The organism is Kribbella sp. NPDC049584, assembly GCF_040675555.1.
Taxonomy (GTDB): Bacteria; Actinomycetota; Actinomycetes; order Propionibacteriales; family Kribbellaceae; genus Kribbella.
This window is the reverse complement of sequence record NZ_JBFAPF010000009.1, coordinates 139373-158307: the sequence shown is the minus strand read 5'-3', so window position 1 is coordinate 158307 and position 18935 is coordinate 139373. Positions and strand designations below refer to the sequence as shown.

Annotated in this window: 20 protein-coding genes; 12 read left to right on the top strand and 8 right to left on the bottom strand. The window is 69.3% G+C overall.

From position 1 onward, the window contains the following. Positions 1-17 precede the first annotated feature (17 nt). Positions 18-1145 (top strand): DNA repair exonuclease, encoded by a 1128-nt coding sequence (locus AB0J62_RS28145; protein WP_363877336.1) that lies wholly within the window; start codon positions 18-20, stop codon positions 1143-1145. Further along, a complete protein-coding gene (locus AB0J62_RS28140; RefSeq protein WP_363877334.1) occupies positions 1142-3886 on the top strand; it encodes an AAA family ATPase in 2745 nt (914 codons plus the stop codon). The genes AB0J62_RS28145 and AB0J62_RS28140 overlap by 4 nt, the downstream gene beginning before the upstream one ends. Here AB0J62_RS28140 and fdhD read toward each other — a convergent pair. Continuing rightward, a complete protein-coding gene (gene fdhD / locus AB0J62_RS28135; RefSeq protein WP_363877332.1) occupies positions 3867-4703 on the bottom strand; it encodes a formate dehydrogenase accessory sulfurtransferase FdhD in 837 nt (278 codons plus the stop codon). The two genes, AB0J62_RS28140 and fdhD, sit on opposite strands and share 20 nt — an antisense overlap. 17 nt (positions 4704-4720) lie before the next feature. Continuing rightward, entirely contained in the window at positions 4721-5686 is a 966-nt protein-coding gene (locus AB0J62_RS28130; protein ID WP_363877329.1) for a phosphotransferase, read from the bottom strand. A gap of 56 nt (positions 5687-5742) precedes the next feature. On the opposite strand from AB0J62_RS28130, the gene AB0J62_RS28125 reads away from it, so the two are divergent. Then, positions 5743-6348 carry a trimeric intracellular cation channel family protein gene (locus AB0J62_RS28125; RefSeq protein ID WP_363877327.1) on the top strand — a complete coding sequence of 202 codons (606 nt, stop codon included), beginning with the start codon at positions 5743-5745 and terminating at the stop codon, positions 6346-6348. Here the strand turns inward: AB0J62_RS28125 and AB0J62_RS28120 are convergent. Further along, on the bottom strand, positions 6331-7041 hold the full coding sequence (locus AB0J62_RS28120) for a MerR family transcriptional regulator (protein ID WP_363877324.1): 711 nt from the start codon (positions 7039-7041) through the stop codon (positions 6331-6333). The genes AB0J62_RS28125 and AB0J62_RS28120 overlap by 18 nt on opposite strands. A 40-nt stretch (positions 7042-7081) precedes the next feature. After that, positions 7082-8257, bottom strand: coding sequence for an MFS transporter (locus AB0J62_RS28115; RefSeq protein ID WP_363877322.1), 1176 nt, complete (start codon positions 8255-8257; stop codon positions 7082-7084). A gap of 72 nt (positions 8258-8329) precedes the next feature. Between AB0J62_RS28115 and AB0J62_RS28110 the strand changes: the two genes are divergently transcribed. The 3 genes from AB0J62_RS28110 to AB0J62_RS28100 all read left to right on the top strand — a co-directional run bounded on the left by AB0J62_RS28110 (position 8330) and on the right by AB0J62_RS28100 (position 10792). Further along, positions 8330-9400, top strand: coding sequence for a ferrochelatase (locus tag AB0J62_RS28110; RefSeq protein WP_363877320.1), 1071 nt, complete (start codon positions 8330-8332; stop codon positions 9398-9400). Next, the gene (locus tag AB0J62_RS28105) at positions 9397-10197 is read left to right on the top strand and encodes an inositol monophosphatase family protein (protein ID WP_363877318.1); all 801 of its coding nucleotides are present in this window, start codon (positions 9397-9399) and stop codon (positions 10195-10197) included. The genes AB0J62_RS28110 and AB0J62_RS28105 overlap by 4 nt, the downstream gene beginning before the upstream one ends. Before the next feature lie 295 nt (positions 10198-10492). After that, entirely contained in the window at positions 10493-10792 is a 300-nt protein-coding gene (locus AB0J62_RS28100) for a DUF4193 domain-containing protein (protein ID WP_130379292.1), read from the top strand. A 138-nt stretch (positions 10793-10930) separates the two neighbouring features. On the opposite strand, the gene AB0J62_RS28095 is transcribed toward AB0J62_RS28100, so the two are convergent. Both AB0J62_RS28095 and AB0J62_RS28090 read right to left on the bottom strand, forming a co-directional pair. After that, a complete protein-coding gene (locus tag AB0J62_RS28095) occupies positions 10931-11257 on the bottom strand; it encodes a DUF4235 domain-containing protein (protein WP_363877316.1) in 327 nt (108 codons plus the stop codon). 28 nt (positions 11258-11285) lie between these two features. Next, a complete protein-coding gene (locus AB0J62_RS28090) occupies positions 11286-11741 on the bottom strand; it encodes a DUF3093 domain-containing protein (RefSeq protein WP_363877314.1) in 456 nt (151 codons plus the stop codon). Between the two features lie 52 nt (positions 11742-11793). Here AB0J62_RS28090 and dut point away from each other — a divergent pair, with 52 nt between their 5' ends. From dut to AB0J62_RS28070, 4 genes are read left to right on the top strand one after another with little or no spacing between them, the layout of a single operon-like run. Then, entirely contained in the window at positions 11794-12246 is a 453-nt protein-coding gene (dut, locus tag AB0J62_RS28085; protein WP_130450488.1) for a dUTP diphosphatase, read from the top strand. Positions 12247-12271: 25 nt separating this feature from the next. After that, positions 12272-12973: a DUF3710 domain-containing protein gene (locus tag AB0J62_RS28080; protein ID WP_363877312.1), complete on the top strand. Its 702-nt coding sequence runs from the start codon at positions 12272-12274 to the stop codon at positions 12971-12973. 19 nt (positions 12974-12992) lie between these two features. After that, complete coding sequence (locus tag AB0J62_RS28075) at positions 12993-13382, top strand: OB-fold nucleic acid binding domain-containing protein (protein WP_134098895.1); 390 nt, start codon at positions 12993-12995, stop codon at positions 13380-13382. Next, complete coding sequence (locus AB0J62_RS28070) at positions 13375-14160, top strand: DUF3159 domain-containing protein (RefSeq protein ID WP_363877310.1); 786 nt, start codon at positions 13375-13377, stop codon at positions 14158-14160. Before AB0J62_RS28075 ends, AB0J62_RS28070 begins: the two co-directional genes overlap by 8 nt. A gap of 36 nt (positions 14161-14196) precedes the next feature. Here AB0J62_RS28070 and AB0J62_RS28065 read toward each other — a convergent pair whose 3' ends face one another. Continuing rightward, positions 14197-14874 (bottom strand): TrkA family potassium uptake protein, encoded by a 678-nt coding sequence (locus tag AB0J62_RS28065; RefSeq protein ID WP_134098908.1) that lies wholly within the window; start codon positions 14872-14874, stop codon positions 14197-14199. Beyond that, entirely contained in the window at positions 14874-15536 is a 663-nt protein-coding gene (locus AB0J62_RS28060) for a TrkA family potassium uptake protein (RefSeq protein ID WP_363877307.1), read from the bottom strand. Before AB0J62_RS28060 ends, AB0J62_RS28065 begins: the two co-directional genes overlap by 1 nt. 171 nt (positions 15537-15707) lie before the next feature. On the opposite strand from AB0J62_RS28060, the gene AB0J62_RS28055 reads away from it, so the two are divergent. Together AB0J62_RS28055 and AB0J62_RS28050 are read left to right on the top strand one after the other, a co-directional pair. After that, positions 15708-17735 (top strand): APC family permease, encoded by a 2028-nt coding sequence (locus AB0J62_RS28055; protein WP_363877305.1) that lies wholly within the window; start codon positions 15708-15710, stop codon positions 17733-17735. Beyond that, positions 17732-18931, top strand: coding sequence for a class I SAM-dependent RNA methyltransferase (locus AB0J62_RS28050; protein ID WP_363877303.1), 1200 nt, complete (start codon positions 17732-17734; stop codon positions 18929-18931). The genes AB0J62_RS28055 and AB0J62_RS28050 overlap by 4 nt, the downstream gene beginning before the upstream one ends. Positions 18932-18935 lie beyond the last annotated feature (4 nt).

The window sequence follows — 18935 nt, the reverse complement described above, 5'->3', positions numbered from 1 at the left end:
TTAGCGTTCTTCCCGCGATGGACGAGTCGATCACGTTTCTGCACAGCTCGGACTGGCAGCTGGGAATGATGCGCCGGTTCCTGGGGCCGGACGGTCAGGCCCGCTGGGGCCAGGCGCGGCTGGATGCTGTCGCACGGATCGGTGAGGTCGCGGAGCAGACCGGCGCGGCGTTCGTCGTCGTCACCGGGGACGTGTTCGAGCACAACCAGGTCGAGCGGCAGACGATCCTGCGGGCCTGTGAAGCCCTCAAGCGGATCCCGGTGCCCGTTGTCCTGCTGCCCGGAAACCACGACGCGCTCGAGCCGGGCTCGCTGTGGACGTCGAGCCAGTGGCAGGCGCATGCGCCGGAGCACGTCACGGTCCTGACCGAAACGACGCCTTTCCGGATTGCGCCGGGGGTCGAGATCGTCGGCGCACCCTGGCGTTCGCGCCGCCCGCTCTCGGATCCGGCCGCGCCCGGGTACGCCGACCTCGCGCCCGAGCCCGGGATCGTCCGGATCCTGCTCGCCCACGGTCAGCTGACGAGCCTGTCCGGCGGCATGTCCGACGTACCGACGATCGACCAGGCGGCGCTCGAGGCCGCGGTCGCGGACGGCCGGCTGCAGTACGTCGGACTCGGCGACCGCCACTCGACGACCCGGGTGACCGACCGGATCTGGTTCTCCGGGACGCAGGAGGTCACGTCACCCGAGGAGGACGCGCCGGGCAACGTGCTGAAGGTGACGATCGCCGCCGGCGCCATCGAGGTCCAACCGGTGCGCGTCGGCGCGTGGCACATGGTCGACCACCGCGTCGAGCTGTTCGACGAGGAGTCGATCAAGGCGCTAGAGGACTGGTTCGCCGAACTGCCGGACAAGGAGCGGACGTACGTGCGACTGGCCGGGGACGGCTCGTTGCCGCTGCCGTTGCTGAGCCGGCTGGACGCGATGATCGACGCGCAGGGCGAGGTGTTCGCCAGCGTGGAGCGGTGGGCCAAGTTCTGGACCGTCCGGCCCGCACCGGACGCGGCCGACCTCGAGTCGTTGCAGTTGAGTGGTCCCGCTCGCGCCGCCATGGAGGAGCTACGGCAGGCGCTGGCCGGCGGCGACGAGGGCGCAGGTGCGGCGTTGTCCTTGATGCACCGATTGGCGCGGGACGCGGGATGAGATTGCACAGCTTGGCGCTACGGGACTTCCGTGGCGTCAAAGAGCGCATTGTCCGGTTCCGCGCGCTCGGCACCACCGTCGTGGTCGGCGACAACGAGGTCGGGAAGTCCAGCTTGGTCGAGGCGTTCGGGCTGATCTTCGAGCTGCCCGACGACTCGAAGTCGACCCGGATCCGCGACATCCAGCCGGTCGGTCAGGACGTCGGACCGGAGGTCACCGCCGAGCTGAGTCTCGGCGGCCGCGAGCTGACGTACTCCAAGCGCTGGCTGAAGAATCGGTCCACCGAGCTGACGATCGTCGAGGCAGACGGCCGGCGGCAGTCCTGGACCGGCCGCGAGGCGCACAACGAGGCCGAGCGGCTCTTCCGCGAGCACGTCGACCCGGTGCTCTGGCAGACGTTGATGGTCAGCCAGGGCCAGTCGTTGGTGCTGCCAACGCCGGCCGATGCGGAGCCGTTGATCACCGCTGTAACCGCCGAGTCGGGGACGCCGGTCGACGGCGCGTCGATGCCGTTGGTGACGGCGGTCGAGCACGAGTACCTGCGGTACTGGACGCCTCGCGGCAAGCCGACCGGCGACTACGCGCGGTCCGCGAAGGCGGTCGCCGCTGCCGAGTTGGCCGCGGCGCAGGCTTTGCAGGCGATGGAGGAGGTCCAGTCCGACATCCGGCGGGCCGAGCGGCTCAACCTCGACCTTTCCGATGTCGACACCCGGCTGTCCGATCACCTGAAGTCGGTCGAGGAGCTGCGCGAACGCAAGAAGGCGACCGACGAGATCCTGCTCCGGCGTGACTCGATCCGCTCGCGGGCCGAGACGGCGCGGGCGCGGTTGGAGAACCACACCCGGACGCGGCTCGACCGCGAGCGGCTGCTGGACGAGGTCGAGCGGTTCACCAAGTTCGAGGCTGAGCTCGCCACGAAACGTGCGGACGCCGATCTGGTCGCCAAGACCGCGGCCGAGACGGTGCAGGCGGCCGAGGCGGCGCTGGCAGAAGTCGTCGAGCTCAAGGACCTCCGGCGCACGGATGTGCAGGCGGCCGAGCGACGGGTCTCGGACCTGATGGATCGGGCCGAGCTGGATCGCTTGCTGGGCCAACAGGCCGAGCTGGTCGACGTACGTGCTCGGATCGCCGCCGCCGGGACGATCCTCGACCGGATCAAGGTCGACGACGCGATCGTCGCGGCGCTGGAGGACGCTCGGGCGGCAGTGATCGAGGCCCGCGCGGCGCTCGCGGCCGGCGTACCCGAGGTGTCTGTACGGCGGCTTGGCGCGGAGCCGGTGGAGTTGTCGGGGACGGGTCTGGATGGGGCCGTGCCTTCGGAGCTCGGCTTCGACGAGGCGGCTGAGGTGCTGGTCTCGGGCGAGCTGGTGATCGGCGTACCGGGGCAGCTCGAGGTGACCGTGCGCGCGGGTGGTGAGGCGGCGACGCTACGGTCGCGGGTCGACGACGCCGTACGGCGGGAGAAGGACCTGCTGAAGAAAGCCGGCGTGAAGGACGTCGCCGCTGCGCGCGAGCTGCTCCGGAAGGCGGACACCGCGACGGCCGAGCTGAACGAAGCCCGGCGGACGGAGAAGTCGCTGACGGCGGGAGGGGATCCGGGGGAGCGGATCGCCGTACTGACTGCGCGGCTCGGTCCCGAGGACGACGCCGAGGAAGCCGGCAAGCCCGCGGTTGAAGGCGTTCCCGGGCAGATGTCGTTGTTCGAGGAGTTCGCTTCACCGCACGACACGCTGTTCGACGACTTCGACGTACCGGAGCCGGAGCCGGACGACCTCGCCGCTGCGCAACAAACGTTGGATTCCGCTCGCGAGGCGCTCGCCGAGGCCGAGCGGTTGCTGTCCGACGCGGAGTTCGCGGTCGCGCAGGCCCGGAAGGCTGCTGACGAGGATCGCTCCGAGGCGCAGAACGCGCGGGCCCGGTCCGAGCTGGCGGGGGAGCGATTGGCGTCCGCGGTCGAGGCGCTGGAGGCTGCCCGGGCGGTGCTCGATGACGACGCGGTGTCCGCGGCTGAGACCGAGGCGACGGCTGAGGTTGAGGCGGTGCTCGAGGAGCTGACCGTCGTACAGGAGCAGGCGGACGCGGCCGGGGCGGACCAGGTCGCAGGCGAGCTGACGCACGCGTTGGCGGTCGCGAAGCGGCTGCAGGGCGAGCGGGACACCTTGCGCGATGCGCTGCGTACGACGGAGGGCCGGCTCGAGCAGTCCGGACGGGATGGGCTCGCGACCAGGCGGGACGTGGCCGACCTGGAGCTGGCCGCCGTACGCGCGGAACACGACAGCCTGGAGCGCCGGGCGCAGGCCGCGCGCCGCGTGTACGAGACGCTGAGCCGGCATCGCGCCGAAGCTCAGACGAAGTACTCCGAACCGCTGCAGACCCGCATCGAGTCGCTGGGCCGGAGCGTCTACGGCCCGTCGTTCAAGGTCTGGCTGGACGACGATCTCGCGGTCGCGGAGCGCGAGCTGGACGGCATACGCCTGCGGGTCGATGCGCTGTCGACGGGCGCCCAGGAGCAGCTGGCGATCATCACCCGCCTCGCGATCAGCCACCTGGTCAGCACCGGCGAGGGCAGCGTCCCCGTCATCTTCGACGACGCCCTCGGCTGGTCCGACAAGGCCCGCCTCCGCGACATGGGCGCCCTCCTCGGCCGAGCCGGCGACCACGGCCAGATCATCATCCTCACCTGCATGCCCGACCGCTACGAATACGTCCCCAAAGCAACCTTCACCAAGCTGGACGCGTGATCCGTTCCGGGGCTGAGTAGACGACGCAGCGGTCGCCTCGGGTGAAGCCGGCGAGGGTGATGTTGAACTGGCGGGCCAGGTCGACGGCGAGGCTGGAGGGGGCGCTGACGGCGACGATCATGCCGATGCCGGCGGCGACGGCCTTCTGGACGATCTCGTAGCCGGCGCGGCCGCTGACGGCGAGGACCAGGCCTTTGCGGCTGTGGTGGTTGAGGACGGTCCAGCCGACGACCTTGTCGACGGCGTTGTGGCGGCCGACATCCTCCTTCACCACGATCTTGCGGCCGTCGGCGGTGAACAAGCCGGCCGCGTGCAGTCCGCCGGTGCGGTTGAACGTGGTCTGCCCCTCGCGGAGAAGATCAGGCAGCCGCCGTACGACGTCGACCGGGACCTCGACCGGGTCCACCGGGTCGTACTCCCGCTCCGCGAGCTCGTCGAGGCTCTGCTGGCCGCAGACCCCGCACGCGGCCGACGTGACGCCGTACCGCTGGGGTGGCTCGCGGTCCGGTTGACCGTCGAAGGTGACCGTGACGGTGTTGAACTGCTGCTCGCGGGTCAGCGCGACATCGGTGCAGTAGGCAACCGTCCGGATCGCGTCCGGGCGGACCGCGAAACCCTCGCCGAGGCAGAAGCCGGCGGCCAGCTCGAAGTCGGAGCCGGGCGTGCGCATGGTGACGACCAAGGGTTCGGGCGGCCGCCCCGGCCACTCCAGCCGCAGCTCGAGCGGCTCCTCGGTGGTGACGACATCCTCACGCCGCGACGTCCGCTCACCATCGAGCACCTCGACTTTGAACCTCGTGGCCGGCCCTTTGGTCATACAACAACAGTAGGCGCTCACCAGCCCCGGCGTACCGCGAGCCAGTCGAGGAACGTCCACGCGTGCAGGCGCTGGTGCTCCCGCAGGGCCGGCGTACATCCGGGCGGCGGCGGGGCGTCGGTGTTCTTCAACATGTAGGCGGCAATCAGCGCCATGAAGGCGTCAAGGTGTTCATCGGGTACGTCGGCCGTCAGCGGACTGCGCTTGATCGCGGCGAACGTGTCGATGCCGTGGTGTTGTGCGATCGGCAGCATGCCCGCCCAGTCCACCCAGCGCGGCCCGAGTGTGAGCCAGTTCCAGTCCACGATCCAGCAGGTGCCGCTCGCGTCGATCACTATGTTGTCGGGCCGCAGGTCGGAGTGCATCGCCGTGTCGCCGACGAGGATCTCCGGCCCCGTCGCCGCCAGCTCGGCCAGCTCCGGCAGCACCCGCGGCAGCCAGGGCTGCAGACCCCTCGGCAGCTCACGCTCACCCGCAAGGATCTGCGCGGGCACTGCAACGTCGTCCTCGACCAGATACCCGAACGGCTTCAGGCCGTCCAACGGACTGGGCCGCAACGCGAGAGCCATCTCCTCACAAGCAGCAGTCACCCGATCGAAGTCGTCTATCGTCCACGGACTTCCGGGCATCCGCCCGGCCACCCACTCGGATGCCACCGCGAACCACCCCTCGACCTGAGCCGTGGCAACGATTGCTGGCGCTCGCACGGCGGCTGGAAGTTGGGGAACGACCTCGGCCTCACGCTGGTAGGCCTCATAGGCGTGCATCCCGGCCGGCGCGGCCTTGATGAACACCTGCCGACCATCGGTCAGCTGCGCGCGGGCCGCGAACCCACCGGTGAAGCCGGACCCGACCGGGGCGGCCACCGCGGAGATCTCGGTGCCTAGGGCAACAGCCAGGGCCGCCTGGAGATCCGTCGGCAACGAGTCCCAGGCAGGGCGCAGCGAGGTGGCGGAGTAGTCGACGTCCGGGGCGCGGCTCATGTCCACCAACGATAGAAGTGACCGAGCAGCAGCGCTCGTGGTTTAGCGTCTGGCCCATGGTGCTGCAAGTTCTCGATCTGGTGGGGATCTTTGTCTTCGGGATCACCGGGGCGCTGGTCGGCGTACGGAAGAAGCTGGACGTGTTCGGGATCCAGGTGCTCGCCCTCGTCACCGGGCTCGGCGGCGGATTCATCCGGGACGTGCTGATCGGCCAGACCCCGCCGGCCGCGCTCCGCGACTGGCGTTACCTGGTCGTCCCGATCGTGGCCGGGCTGCTGACGTTCTTCCTGCATCCGGGGATCGGGCGGCTCGAGCGGCTGGTGAACATCTTCGACGCGGCCGGCCTCGCACTGTTCTGCGTGACCGGTGCGCTGAAAGCGATCCAGTTCGGCCTGTCGCCGTTCTCGGCAGCCCTGCTCGGCACGCTGTCCGGCATCGGCGGTGGGGTGATCCGCGACGTTCTCAGCGGCCGCGTCCCGGTCGTACTCCGCTCCGAGATCTACGCCACTCCGGCGCTGCTCGGAGCGGGCATCGTGGTGGTCGCGGCGGCGCTGGAGTACCACGCGCTCTGGGTCCCGATCGCCGCCGCGCTGACCTGCTTCACGATCCGGCTGATCGCGATCCGCCGCGGCTGGAACGCGCCGCTACCCCGCAACCCGTGACGGCGGCGCCCATCCGTTGACCACGGCAACCAATTCGACGTACCGATGCCAGCGCGGATCCGCCGTACGCCGCAGCTCGATCAGCTGCCCGCGCAACTCCGGGTCGGCTCGCAGCGGGTCGTTGCCGGCGAGGACCCGCCAGCCGGCGGCGAGGCGCCGCACCGAGGCACGGAAGTCTTCTGATGAGGCCAGCGCGGCCAGCTCGTGCCAGGCGTCCACCTGCCGGGGCTCGGCGTCGGGAGGGAGCACGGGCGTCAGGTTCTGGCGAGCTGCGGCGAGTGCCGGGTCGTCGCCGAGCGCGTCGGTCAGGAAGTCGGCGATCAGCGTCCGGCGTGCTTCCTCGAACTGTTCAGTCATTTCGGTGAGCTCCTCGGGAGTCGAATGGGCGACCACCGCTACGAGGGCGTGCTGCGCCTGCAGCGTCCGGATCTGTACGGCGAGTGCGTCGGCATGCGCCGCGAGCACCTCGGTGAGCGTCCGTTCCCGCTCCAGCACGGCCCGCACTGTCTCCAAGTCGAGGCCCAGAGCCCGCAGTGTGCGGATGAGCTCCAGCCGCGCGACCGAGGTCGCGTCGTACCGCCGGTGGCCGGCCGTCGTACGGCGTGAGGTCAGCAGCCCGCGGTCGGAGTAGTACCGCACGGTCTTCACCGATACGCCGGCAAGCCGCGCCACTGCACCGATCGAGTGGTCCATACCCAACACCCTCACATCTCCCCTTACCGGAGATGCAAGCCTAGTTGTGGGCGAACCGCTCCTTCGGGCGCGCGAAGGTGATCGAGACGGCGGCAACGATCGCGCAGGCGATGCCCACGCCGAACGGGACCCAGTAGGCGTGCGACGGACCCCAGACGTCGACAGCGTGCCCAGCGGCAGCGTTCCCCGGCGCAACGCCGAGCAGAATGCCGGTGACGGTCCAGGTGATCGCCTCGGTCAGCCGCTCAGGCGGAACCCACTCCTCGACGCAGGCAGTCACCGCCACCATCGTCGGAGCGATCGTCATGCCGCAGCAGAACAGCACTACACCGAGCATCAGCACGCTGTTGACCCAGGGGAGCGGTGCGAGCGTGACGGCGAGTGCGATCGTGCCGATCAGCAGCCGGCGCTCCACCGGAGCACGCCAGTGCACAGAGCCGTACCAGAGTCCGGCCAGCAGGCTTCCGAATGCCCAGATCGCCAGCACGACGCCCGCCAGGCCTGCCTGGCCCTTCTCTGTGGTGAACGCGACCGTGATCACCTCTGCGCCGCCGAGAGTCGCGCCGAGGCCGAGACCGATCAGACTGAGCAGTGTGATCGACAGCCAGGGCATCCGGGCCTGCTCGGCGCCGCTCGCCTTGCCACGCCCCGGTGGGTCGGACGCACGCAGCGTGGCCAGCCAGATGCCGCCGGCCAGCCCTAGCAGGCCGGCGGCGGTCAGTGCGGCGTACGGACTCCACTGCGTCGCCAGCGCGGTGACAAGGACCGGACCGACGATGAAGACCACCTCGTCGCCGACCGCCTCCAGAGCGAACGCGGTCTGCAGTGCTCGCCCCCGCCCCAGCAGATGGGTCCAGCGGGCACGGACGAACGAGCCGACCTGCGGACGGGTGCCGCCGGCAACGAACGACAACCCGTACAGAACCCAGGTTGCCGAGTCGGCACGGACTGCGACGAGCAGACCGCCCAGTGCGACCGTGCAGAGCACCGAACCGATCAGCAGCAGCGTCCGCTGGCCGAACCGGTCGACCAGCCGCCCTTGCACCGGTCCGGTCAACGCACCCGCGATGACCGCGACACCGGACACCGCGCCGGCCAGGCCGTACGAGCCGCTCTCGCGGGCGATCAGGATCACGATGCCGAGCCCGATCATCGAGATCGGCATACGCCCGAGGATCCCGGCGGCGAAGAAGGCGCCGGCACCGGGACGGCGCATGAGATGTGCGTAAGGCTTGAGCATGAGAGACCGGGAACACCCTAGCGTTCCCGCGTCTGAGAAGCTTGGAATATGTCGCCTGCCGCGCCTCCGTACGACGCTGTCCTGCTGCTCTCCTTCGGGGGCCCCGAGAAGCCTGAAGACGTCCTGCCGTTCCTCCAGAACGTGACCCGCGGCCGGGGGATCCCGGACGAGCGGCTGAAGGAGGTCGGGGAGCACTACTACGCGTTCGGCGGCAAGAGCCCGATCAACGACCAGAACCGCGAGCTGCTCAAGGCGCTGCGCGAGTCGTTCGACGAGATCGGCCTCGACCTCCCGATCTACTGGGGCAACCGCAACTGGGCGCCGTACCTGACCGACACGATGCGCGAGATGGCGGCCGACGGCGTACGCCGGGCCGTGGTGATCGTCACGTCCGCCTACCCGTCGTACTCCGGCTGCCGCCAGTACCGGGAGAACCTCGAGGACGCCGCCCGTGAGGCGCCGGACGCGCCGCGGATCGACAAGCTCCGCCACTACGCGAACCACCCCGGCTTCGTCGGGTCGTTCGTCGAGTCGACGGCCGACGCGCTGAGCCGGCTGCCCGAGGGCAGTGCGATCGCCTACGTGACGCACTCGATCCCGACCGCGATGAACACGACCAGCGGGCCGGACGGCAACGGGTACGTCGACTGGCACCTGGATGTCGCCGCGGAGATCACGGCTGAGCTGGAGAAGCGGACCGGCCGGACCCGTCGTACCGACCTTGTCTACTGCTCGCGGTCCGGCCCGCCGCAGGTGCCGTGGCTCGAGCCGGACGTCAACGACCACCTGGAGGCCCTGGCCGCCGAGGGCGTGCCCGGGGTGGCCGTGGTGCCGATCGGGTTCGTCAGCGACCACATGGAGGTCATCTACGACCTCGACACCGAGGCTGCGAAGACCGCCGAGAAGATCGGCCTGCCGATGGCCCGGGCCGCGACCCCGGGGACCGACCCGAAGTTCGTCACGATGCTCCGCGACCTGGTGGTCGAGCGGGCCGCGGCCGAGCGCGGCGAGCAGCCGGACCGGCCATGCGTCGGCAAGCTCGGCCCGGGCTGGGACGACTGCCGCCCCGACTGCTGCCCACCCCTGCGCCGACCCACACCCCAGAAGGAAGCCGTATGAGCTCCGACAGCCCCCAGGACCTTCTCAAGCTGGCCGTGGAGGTGGCGGAAGAGGCGGCCGGGCTGATCGTCGAACGCCGCCGCGGCACGATCACCGTCGCCGACACCAAGAGCACCATCACCGACGTGGTCACCGCCGTCGACCGCGAGTCCGAGGAGCTGATCCGGGCCCGGGTCCTGCGGGCCCGGCCGGACGACTCGTTCCTCGGCGAGGAGGGCGACGACGTGGTCGGCACCAGCGGCGTCCGCTGGGTGGTCGACCCGATCGACGGCACGGTCAACTACCTGTACGACATTCCGACGTACGCAGTCTCGATCGCCGTCGAGTACGACGGGGAGACGGTCGCCGGCGTGGTGGTGGATGCGCCGAAGGGCGAGGTGTTCACCGCGACCAAGGGCGGTGGCGCGTTCGCGGACGGCAAGGCGATCCAGGTGTCGGGCGCGACCGAGCTGAGCCAGGCCCTGGTCGGGACCGGCTTCGGGTACGACCCGGCGCGCCGCCAGGTGCAGGCAGAGGTGATCCAGCAGCTGATCACCAAGGTCCGCGACATCCGCCGGATCGGGGTCGGCGCGATCGACCTCTGCTACGTGGCATGCGGCCGGCTGGACGCAGTGTTCGAACGCGGACTGAATCCGTGGGACTACGGAGCGGGAGCGCTGATCGCGGCCGAGGCCGGGGCGACGATCGGCGGGCTGCACGGCGCACCGGTGTCGCCGGAGATGTCGATCGCAGCGAGTCCGGCGCTCTTCGCGCCCCTCCACGACCTGTTGGCCACCGCGAACCCGTTGCGCGCCTAGAAGTCGGTGAGTGCTCGTTTCTGCGCAGTATCGCGCACTAATGAGCATTTTGATGTTCGGTCCTGACATTTGTGGCGACACGCGGGTCACAGCATGGACCCAGCCGTGCATTACGGCGCTTTATAAGGCACAATCCCGTCCTCGGGAGAGGTGATTGCCGATCCCGGCCTGGCTGTCAAGGGTTTCGGGGGACGAAGGTTCAGCGCGGTGCGCCGACGCGGAATTTCTCGGCCGCTCTACCCGTTCAAGGGCTCAGCAGGCAACACCACGGGTACGAAGAGGGCAGGGAAACACCATGGCGACTGATTACGACGCCCCGCGCAAGACGGACGAGGACGCTTCCGAAGAGTCGATCGAGGAGCTGAAGACTCGCCGTCACGACAAGAACTCCGGCAAGGTCGACGAGGACGAGGCCGAGGCCGCGGAGAGCTTCGAGCTGCCCGGCGCGGACCTGAGCCACGAGGAGCTGGCGGTCCGGGTCCTCCCGCGTCAGGCCGACGAGTTCACCTGTTCGAGCTGCTTCCTGGTTCACCACCGCAGCCAGCTCGCCGAGACGAAGAACGGGCAGCTGATCTGCCGCGACTGCGCAGCCTGACACCAGCGCCCTTCTTCGTAACAAACCAAGCGGGACCGTCTCCAGACCCCTGGAAACGGTCCCGCTGTTGTGTAAACCCTGCCGCCCACTCCACCCGCCGAGCGGAGCGGAGCGAGGCGGGGTTGTTCTTCTTCTTCTTCAGTCGTCTTTCTTGACGAGGCCGGTGTCGGTGCCGCGGATCAGCCGGGCCGTCGCGTCCTCCACGTACCCGGGCGGGGCGTGCCCCGTCGACCGCAGGTAGTAAGCCGCCGCGCGCCGCTCGGCGAACAACCTGGCCGCGGCCGCGGCCCCAGCGCTCGCAGCGGCCCAGGTGATGACCTCGGCGTACCCTCCGGTGCCGTCCTTCGGCGGCTTCCCGCCGGACCCGAGCTTCCAGGCCGTGGTGACCGCCTTGCTCGCGGCCAGGCCGACCACGATCGTGAAGGCGGCCTGCACCAGCTTCCAGCCGATCTTCGCTCCGACCACTGCACTCTCCTAACGCGACTGCTGACAGTCAGGATCTTCCCACGCTGTGCCCACTCAGCGCGGCAGCCAACCGATCCGGGTGGCGCGTGGCGATCAGCCAGTACGGCGCGGGGTCGCCCGGGTCGGTGATCTGGACCCGTACGGCGCCCGGCAGGTAGCTACGCAGTACCAGGTAGGCCTTCGGGTCGCAGTCCCGCCCGAACGCCAGCCGTGCGTCCTCACCGGTCAGCGCCTCGACCGTGCCGAGGTACGACCGGTCGATCTCGGCCCGCCCGGCCCGGAGCCGTACGTCGTCGACCTCGACCCGCGCCCCGCCGTACCGGACGAACAGCGCCACCAGCAGCACCGCCGCGAGCCCGCCGACGATGATGCCGGCGATCAGCCCGGCCGGCACCGCGGTGATGACGAACAGCGTGATCACAGCAGCGGCGGCGATGATCCACCACGACACCGGCACGCGCAGACTCTCGCGATAGCTACCCACGGACCCAGCCTGGCACGAACCGGTCGCGGCGCGCTCGATAGGGTCGCCTCTCGTGACCGAGGTACTCATCCAGCGCATCGACCCCGAACTCCCGCTCCCGTCGTACGCGCATCCCGGCGACGCCGGCGCGGACCTGGTGGCAGCGGCCGACCTGACTCTGAAGCCGGGGGAGCGCGGCCTGGTCGGCACCGGCATCGCGATCGCCCTGCAGGACGGGTACGCCGCCTTCGTGCATCCGCGCTCCGGTCTGGCGGCCAAGCACGGCGTCTCGATCGTCAACGCACCCGGCACGGTCGACGCCGGCTACCGCGGGGAGATCAAGGTCTGCCTGATCAATCTCGATCCGCACACCGAGGTGACCGTGCGACGCGGCGACCGGATCGCCCAGCTCGTCATCCAGCAGGTGGAGAAGGCCCGGTTCGTCGAGGTGACCTCGCTGCCCGGTTCCGCGCGCGGTGACCAGGGGCACGGGTCGACCGGCGGCTTCGGCGATGTGACACGCTGAGCACGTGCATCCGTTGACCTGACGGATGAGCGAGACTACGGCGGCCGTACTAAATACCAAGGAAGTAGGCAAGGCTGTGATCTTCCGCCGCAAGGGCAAGAACGATCCCGAGACGAACGACACCGACGCAGTGGCCGATGAGGCTCCGGTGGATGTTCGCTCCGAGGGTCCGTTCGACTCGACCGAGGTCGACGCCGACGTGCTGGAAGCGGAGGACCGGATCGACCTGGGCGCGCTGGTGGTCAACGGCATGCCCGGGATGGAGCTGGGCCTTCAGGTCGACGAGCAGAGCGGCGTGGTCCAGGCGGTGCTGCTGATGCTCGAGGACTCCGCGCTCGAGCTGCGTGCCTTCGCGGCGCCGCGTTCGAGCGGCATCTGGGACGAGGTCCGGCAGGAGATCGCCGCCGAGGCCAGCCGGATGGGCGGTACGGCGACCGAGCACGACGGCCAGTTCGGCACCGAGCTGGTGCTCGTCGTACCGGTCGAGGACCCCGAGGGCCAGATCTTCAGCCAGACCTCCCGTGTCATCGGTGTGGACGGTCCGCGCTGGCTGCTCCGCGCCACTGTGCTGGGTCGCGCGGCGGTCGAGCCGGACGCCGCGCTGCCGATGGAGGAGACGCTGCGCAACACGGTCGTGGTCCGGGGCGACGAGCCGATGGCCGTCCGTGAGTCGCTGCCGTTGCGGCTTCCGCCGGGTGCCCAGCCGACCCCGACCGAACAAGCGTGAGCGGACTACACTCGACATCATGGGTAGCAGCAAACCCGCAGGGTTGTGGAAGCGTGCCTTCCGCGGACTGGCCGGAGACCGCGATCAGCAGGACGCGGAGGTCCTTCAGGACTTCGCGCAGGACTGTGGCGCGCGGTCCATCACCGGCTGTCACGACCGGGAACTCGTCACGCTGTACGGCACGTTGCGCACGATCACGTTCAGCCCGCGCGGCGGCGTACCAGCACTGGAGGGTGAGTTGTACGACGGCACCGGCACGGTCAAGCTGATCTGGCTCGGCCGCCGCAAGATCGGTGGCATCCACGCCGGATCGGAACTGATCGCGTCCGGCCGGATCGGCGTCGTCGACGGCGACCGGGTGATGTTCAACCCGCGCTACGAGCTGCGACCGACGGCCGCGCATGGCTGAGCCGACGTCACGCCGCGAGCAGGTCGAGGAGAATCTCGAGGAGAAGCTGGTCGAGATTCTCAAGCCCGAGGTGGAAGCGGCGGCGACCATGCCGCCGTCGGACGACCAGCCCGGGAAGCCCGCGAGGTCGACCGACAAGGACTTCTTCCAGGCGCTGGGCGGCTGGGGTGCGCTGCTCGACATCGGCCTGCCGTGGATCGCGTTCTTGGTCGCGTACGCGGTCAGCGACCACAAGCTCCAGCTCTCGCTGATCATCGCGGTCGGTATCGCCGCCGTGATCGCGGTGGTGCGCCTGGTCCGCCGGCAGCAGTTGCGCAACATCATCGGCGGCTTCATCGGCGTACTGATCTCGGCCTGGGTCGCGAACCGCACCGGGAACGCCAAGGACTTCTACGTCCCAGGTCTGCTGACCAACCTCGGGTATGGCGCTCTGTACCTGATCACCGTGCTGATCCGCTGGCCGTTGTTCGGCGTCCTGTACGGCGTGATCACCCAGACGGGCACCGCCTGGCGCCGGGACCCCGCGATGCTGCGGGGCTTCTCCCGGGCGACGCTGGTGTTCGTCGGCCTGTTCGCGATCCGGCTGATCGTCCAGGTCCCGCTGTACTTCACCGGCAGCCTGAACGCGCTAGGCATCGCCAAGATCGGCCTCGGCCTGCCGTTCTACGCACTCGCGATCTGGCTGGCATACGCCGTACTCCGCGGCTCCCTCCCCCCAGCCAAGTGGGACGAGGCCCGCGACCACATCACCCACCTGCTCCGCGGCAACAAGAAGTAAAGGACACCGCTCTGCAGCGAGCGGTGTCCCTTTCTCCTACTCCTCCGTCTTGCGGTGGTGGGGGGAGAGCATGTCTTCGAGCTGTTCCTCGGTTTCGTCGGCTGCAACGAAGAGGAGCTCGTCGTTGAGTTCCAGCGTGCCCTCCGGATCGGGGCGTAGGACCCGGCCTTCGCGGAGGATGACGACGAGGGCGGTGTCGAGGGGCCAGTCGATGTCGCCGACGCGTTGGCCGATCATGGGGGAGTCCTCGGGCAGGGTGAGCTCGACCAGGTTGGCGTCGCCCTGGCGGAAGGTGAACAGGCGGACCAGGTCGCCGACCGACACCGCCTCCTCGACCAGCGCGGACATGATCCGCGGCGTCGACACCGAGACGTCCACACCCCAGGCCTCGTTGAACATCCACTCGTTGCGCGGATGGTTGACCCGGGCAACGGTCCGCGGTACGCCGAACTCCGTCTTCGCCAGCAGCGAGACCACCAGGTTGACCTTGTCGTCGCCGGTGCTGGCGATCGCCACCTGGCAGCGCTGCAACGCCGCCTCCTCCAGCGAGGACAGCTCGCACGCGTCCGCCAGCAGCCACTCGGCGCGCGGCACCGACTCGGCCTTGATCGCCCGCGGGTCCTTGTCGATCAGCAGCACCTCGTGGCCGTTCTCCAGCAGCTCGGCGGCGATCGAACGTCCGACGTTCCCGGCACCGGCGATGGCTACCCGCATCACAGCTCCTCAGGCTTGGTGCCGAGCTGGGACTCGATCGCTGCGGCGTCCCGCTCCGGCATCACCACGTGGACCAGGTCACCCTCCTGGATGACCGTGTCGGGCCGGGGCAGCATCCCCTCGCCGAGCCGGGTCAGGAACGCGACCCGCGCACCGGTGGCCTTCTCGATGTCGAACGCGAGCCGGCCGATCCACTCCGCGTGCACGTGCACCTCGGCGAGCCGGATCGTGCCGGAGGGGTCCCGCCACTCCGGCTCGGAGCCCTCGGGCAGCAGCCGGCGCATCATCTGATCGACCGTCCAGCGGACCGTGCCGACCGTGGGGATACCGAGCCGCTGGTACACCTCGGCGCGTCCGGGGTCGTAGATCCGGGCCACCACGTTGGAGATGCCGAAGGTCTCCCGCGCCACCCGGGCGGCGAGGATGTTCGAGTTGTCGCCGTTCGATACCGCCGCAAACGCCTCGGCGTCCTCGATCCCGGCCTCGATCAGCACCTCCCGGTCGAAGCCCATGCCGACGATGGTCCGGCCGGTGAAGTTCGGACTGAGCCGCCGGAACGCGTCGGCCGTCTGATCGATGATCGCGACCGTGTGGCCGCGTCTCTCCAGGCCACGCGCGAGCATCGACCCGACGCGGCCGCAGCCCATGATGACGACGTGCACTGAGTGATCACTCCTTGCCCCACCTGGGGCCGCTGGCTCGGTTCGGCAGGGATAGACGCTACACCGGACCTAGGTCGTGCCCGACAGTCCCCCGCGCGGCGCTCGGCGCGGCTGCTCACGCTACGGCGGGCGACTGCCGGACACGACCATGTGCCCTCTAACATCACCGGTGTGACTCCCGCTTTAGGTGACCTCGGCAAACGGCTGCTGCTCGGTCGCAAATTGCGCAGCACGCAACTGGGCGAGACCCTGCTGCCGAAGCGCATCGCCCTCCCGGTGTTTGCGAGCGACGCCCTGTCGTCGGTCGCGTACGCCCCCGACGAGGTCTTCCTGACGCTGTCGATCGCCGGGCTGGCGGCGTACAGCTATTCCTGGAAGATCGGCCTGCTGGTCGCGTTCGTGATGCTGGTCGTGGTGGCGTCGTACCGGCAGAACGTGCACGCGTACCCGTCCGGCGGCGGTGACTACGAGGTCGCGACGGTGAACATCGGCCCGACGGCGGGGCTCACCGTGGCCAGCGCGCTGATGGTCGACTACGTGCTGACCGTGGCGGTGTCGATCTCGTCCGGGGTGCAGAACGCGAAGTCGGCGCTGCCGTTCCTGGAGGGGCACGAGGTACCGCTGGCGGTCGGCCTGGTGCTGCTGCTGACGGCGATGAACCTGCGCGGGGTCCGTGAGTCCGGGGCGGTGTTCGCGGTTCCGACGTACATCTTCATGTTCTCGATCATCGGGATGGCGATCTGGGGCCTGATCCGGCTGAGCGCGGGCAACCTGCCGCTGGCGGAGAGCGCGGACTTCGAAGTACATGCCGAGGGCGGCCATGAGGTGTTCACCGGGCTGGCCGCGGTCTTCCTGCTGGCGCGGGCGTTCTCGTCCGGGTGTGCGGCGCTGACCGGTGTCGAGGCGATCAGCAACGGCGTACCGGCGTTCCGCAAGCCGAAGAGCAAGAACGCGGCGACCACGCTCCTGCTGCTGGGCACGATCGCGGTGACGATGCTGATGAGCATCCTGTTCCTGGCCAGCAAGATCAAACTCCGGTACGCCGAGGATCCCGCGACCCAGCTTTATCGCGACGGGCAGCCGGTGGGCGACAGCTATACCCAGAAGACCGTGATCGGCCAGATCGGCGACTCGGTGTTCTCGAACTTCCAGCCGGCCTTCTACGTGGTGATCGGCGCGACGATGCTGATCCTGGTGCTGGCCGCGAACACCGCGTTCAACGGGTTCCCGGTGCTCGGCTCGATCCTGGCCCGCGACGGGTACCTGCCCCGCCAGCTGCACACCCGCGGCGACCGGCTCGCCTACAGCAACGGGATCATCCTGCTGGCCCTGTGCGCCGCCGGGCTGATCATCGCGTTCGACGCCCAGGTGACCAAGCTGATCCAGCTCTACATCGTCGGCGTGTTCGTCAGTTTCACCCTCAGCCAGTTCGGCATGATCCGGCACTGGACCAGGCATCTGAAGTCGGAGACGGACCCCGCCAAACGGCGGCAGATGATGCGGTCCCGGGTGATCAACGCGATCGGTCTGACGATGACCGGGATCGTGCTGATCATCGTGCTGCTGACCAAGTTCACCCACGGCGCCTACATCGCGATCATCGCGATGGCTGGGCTGTTCGTGCTGATGAAGGGCATCCACCGGCACTACGAGACGGTCCGCAAGCAGATGACGGCCGAAGGCGACGAGCCGCTGATGCTGCCGTCGCGGGTGCACTCGATCGTGCTGGTCTCGAAGCTGCACCGCCCGACGCTGCGGGCGCTGGCCTTCGCCAAGGCGGCCCGGCCGTACTCACTCGAGGCCGTCACGGTGGACGTCGACCGGGACGAGTCGGACGCACTGCAGGCCGAGTGGGAGGCGCGCGGCATCCCGATCCCGCTGAAGCGGCTCGCCTCGCCGTACCGCGAGATCACCCGGCCGATCCTGCAGTACGTCCGGGACATCCGCAGGCAGTCTCCGCGCGACGTGGTGATGGTCTACATCCCGGAGTATGTCGTGGGGCACTGGTGGGAACACATCCTGCACAACCAGAGCGCACTGCGGCTGAAGGGGCGGCTCTTGTTCACACCTGGTGTGATGGTTACGTCCGTTCCTTACCAGTTGGTCTCGTCGCAGGGGGCCGAGGAGCGGCAGGACCGGGTAGAACGGGTCGCCGGCCAGGTACGGCGCGGGGCCCGCAAGGCGTCAGGAGATCGGTGACAGACTCAGACAGTCTGGTTGGGGCGGTAGTCGAGCTGGAGGTAGGGCCAGTCGCGCACGGGGGACACTGCGTCGCCCGGCACGAGGGACAGGTGGTGTTCGTCCGGCACGCGCTGCCGGGGGAGCTGGTACACGCCCGGATCACCGAGCAGACCGCGAAGTACCTGCGCGCGGACGCGGTGTCCGTGCTGACGCCGTCCCCGCAGCGGATCGAGCCGCCGTGCCCGTACGCCGGTCCGGGGCTCTGCGGCGGGTGTGACTTCCAGCACGCAAACATCGTCGAGCAGCGCCGGCTGAAGGCCACCGTGGTGTCGGACACGCTCCGGCGGATCGGTGGGATCGAGCGGACGATCGTGATGGAGTCGCCGGGCGACGACGGTCTGGGGTGGCGGACGCGGATGCGGTACGCCGTCGTGGACGGGCGGCCCGGCATGTACGCGCACCGCTCTCACGACTTGGTGCCGATCGACCGGTGCCTGATCGCCCATCCGGGTACGCCGGACGTGTTGTCGTCACGCTGGCCTGGCGTGTCGTCCGTACAGGCCGTGGTGTCGTCGGAGGGCAAGACCGCAGTACAGACCGACGCCGAGGCAGGAGAGCGGCTGGTCGAGGTGGTGCGGGAACGGCGGTTCCTCGTGGAAGCCGGTGGGTTCTGGCAGGTCCACCCGGCGGCTCCGGAGACGCTGCTGGACGCCGTACTGAGCGGACTGGAGCCGGCCGCGGGGGAGACCGCGCTGGACCTGTACTCCGGTGTGGGGCTGTTCGCTGCGTTCCTGGCGGAGGCCGGTTGTGCGGTGCTGGCGATCGAGGGGGACAAGGACGCGGTCCGGAACGCCCGACGCAACCTGCACGACCTGCAGGACGTGACGCTCGAGAACGGCGACGTCGACCGGGTCCTGAACGCAGCGGCCGGGCAAGGCCTGGAACACGTGGACCTCGTCGTACTCGATCCACCTCGGACGGGCGCCGGCAAGGACGTCGTACGGCGGATCGCTGCGCTCGGGCCGCGGCGTGTCGCGTACGTCGCGTGTGACCCGGCGGCGCTGGCGCGGGACCTGAAGACGTTCGGGCGGCTCGGCTACGGGATCGCTTCGCTGCGGGCCTTCGACCTGTTCGGCATGACCCACCACATCGAGTGCGTCGCCATCCTCGAGCCTGTGGATAGTGAACTGGTGAGTGGGGGAACCCTCGGGTAGCGTC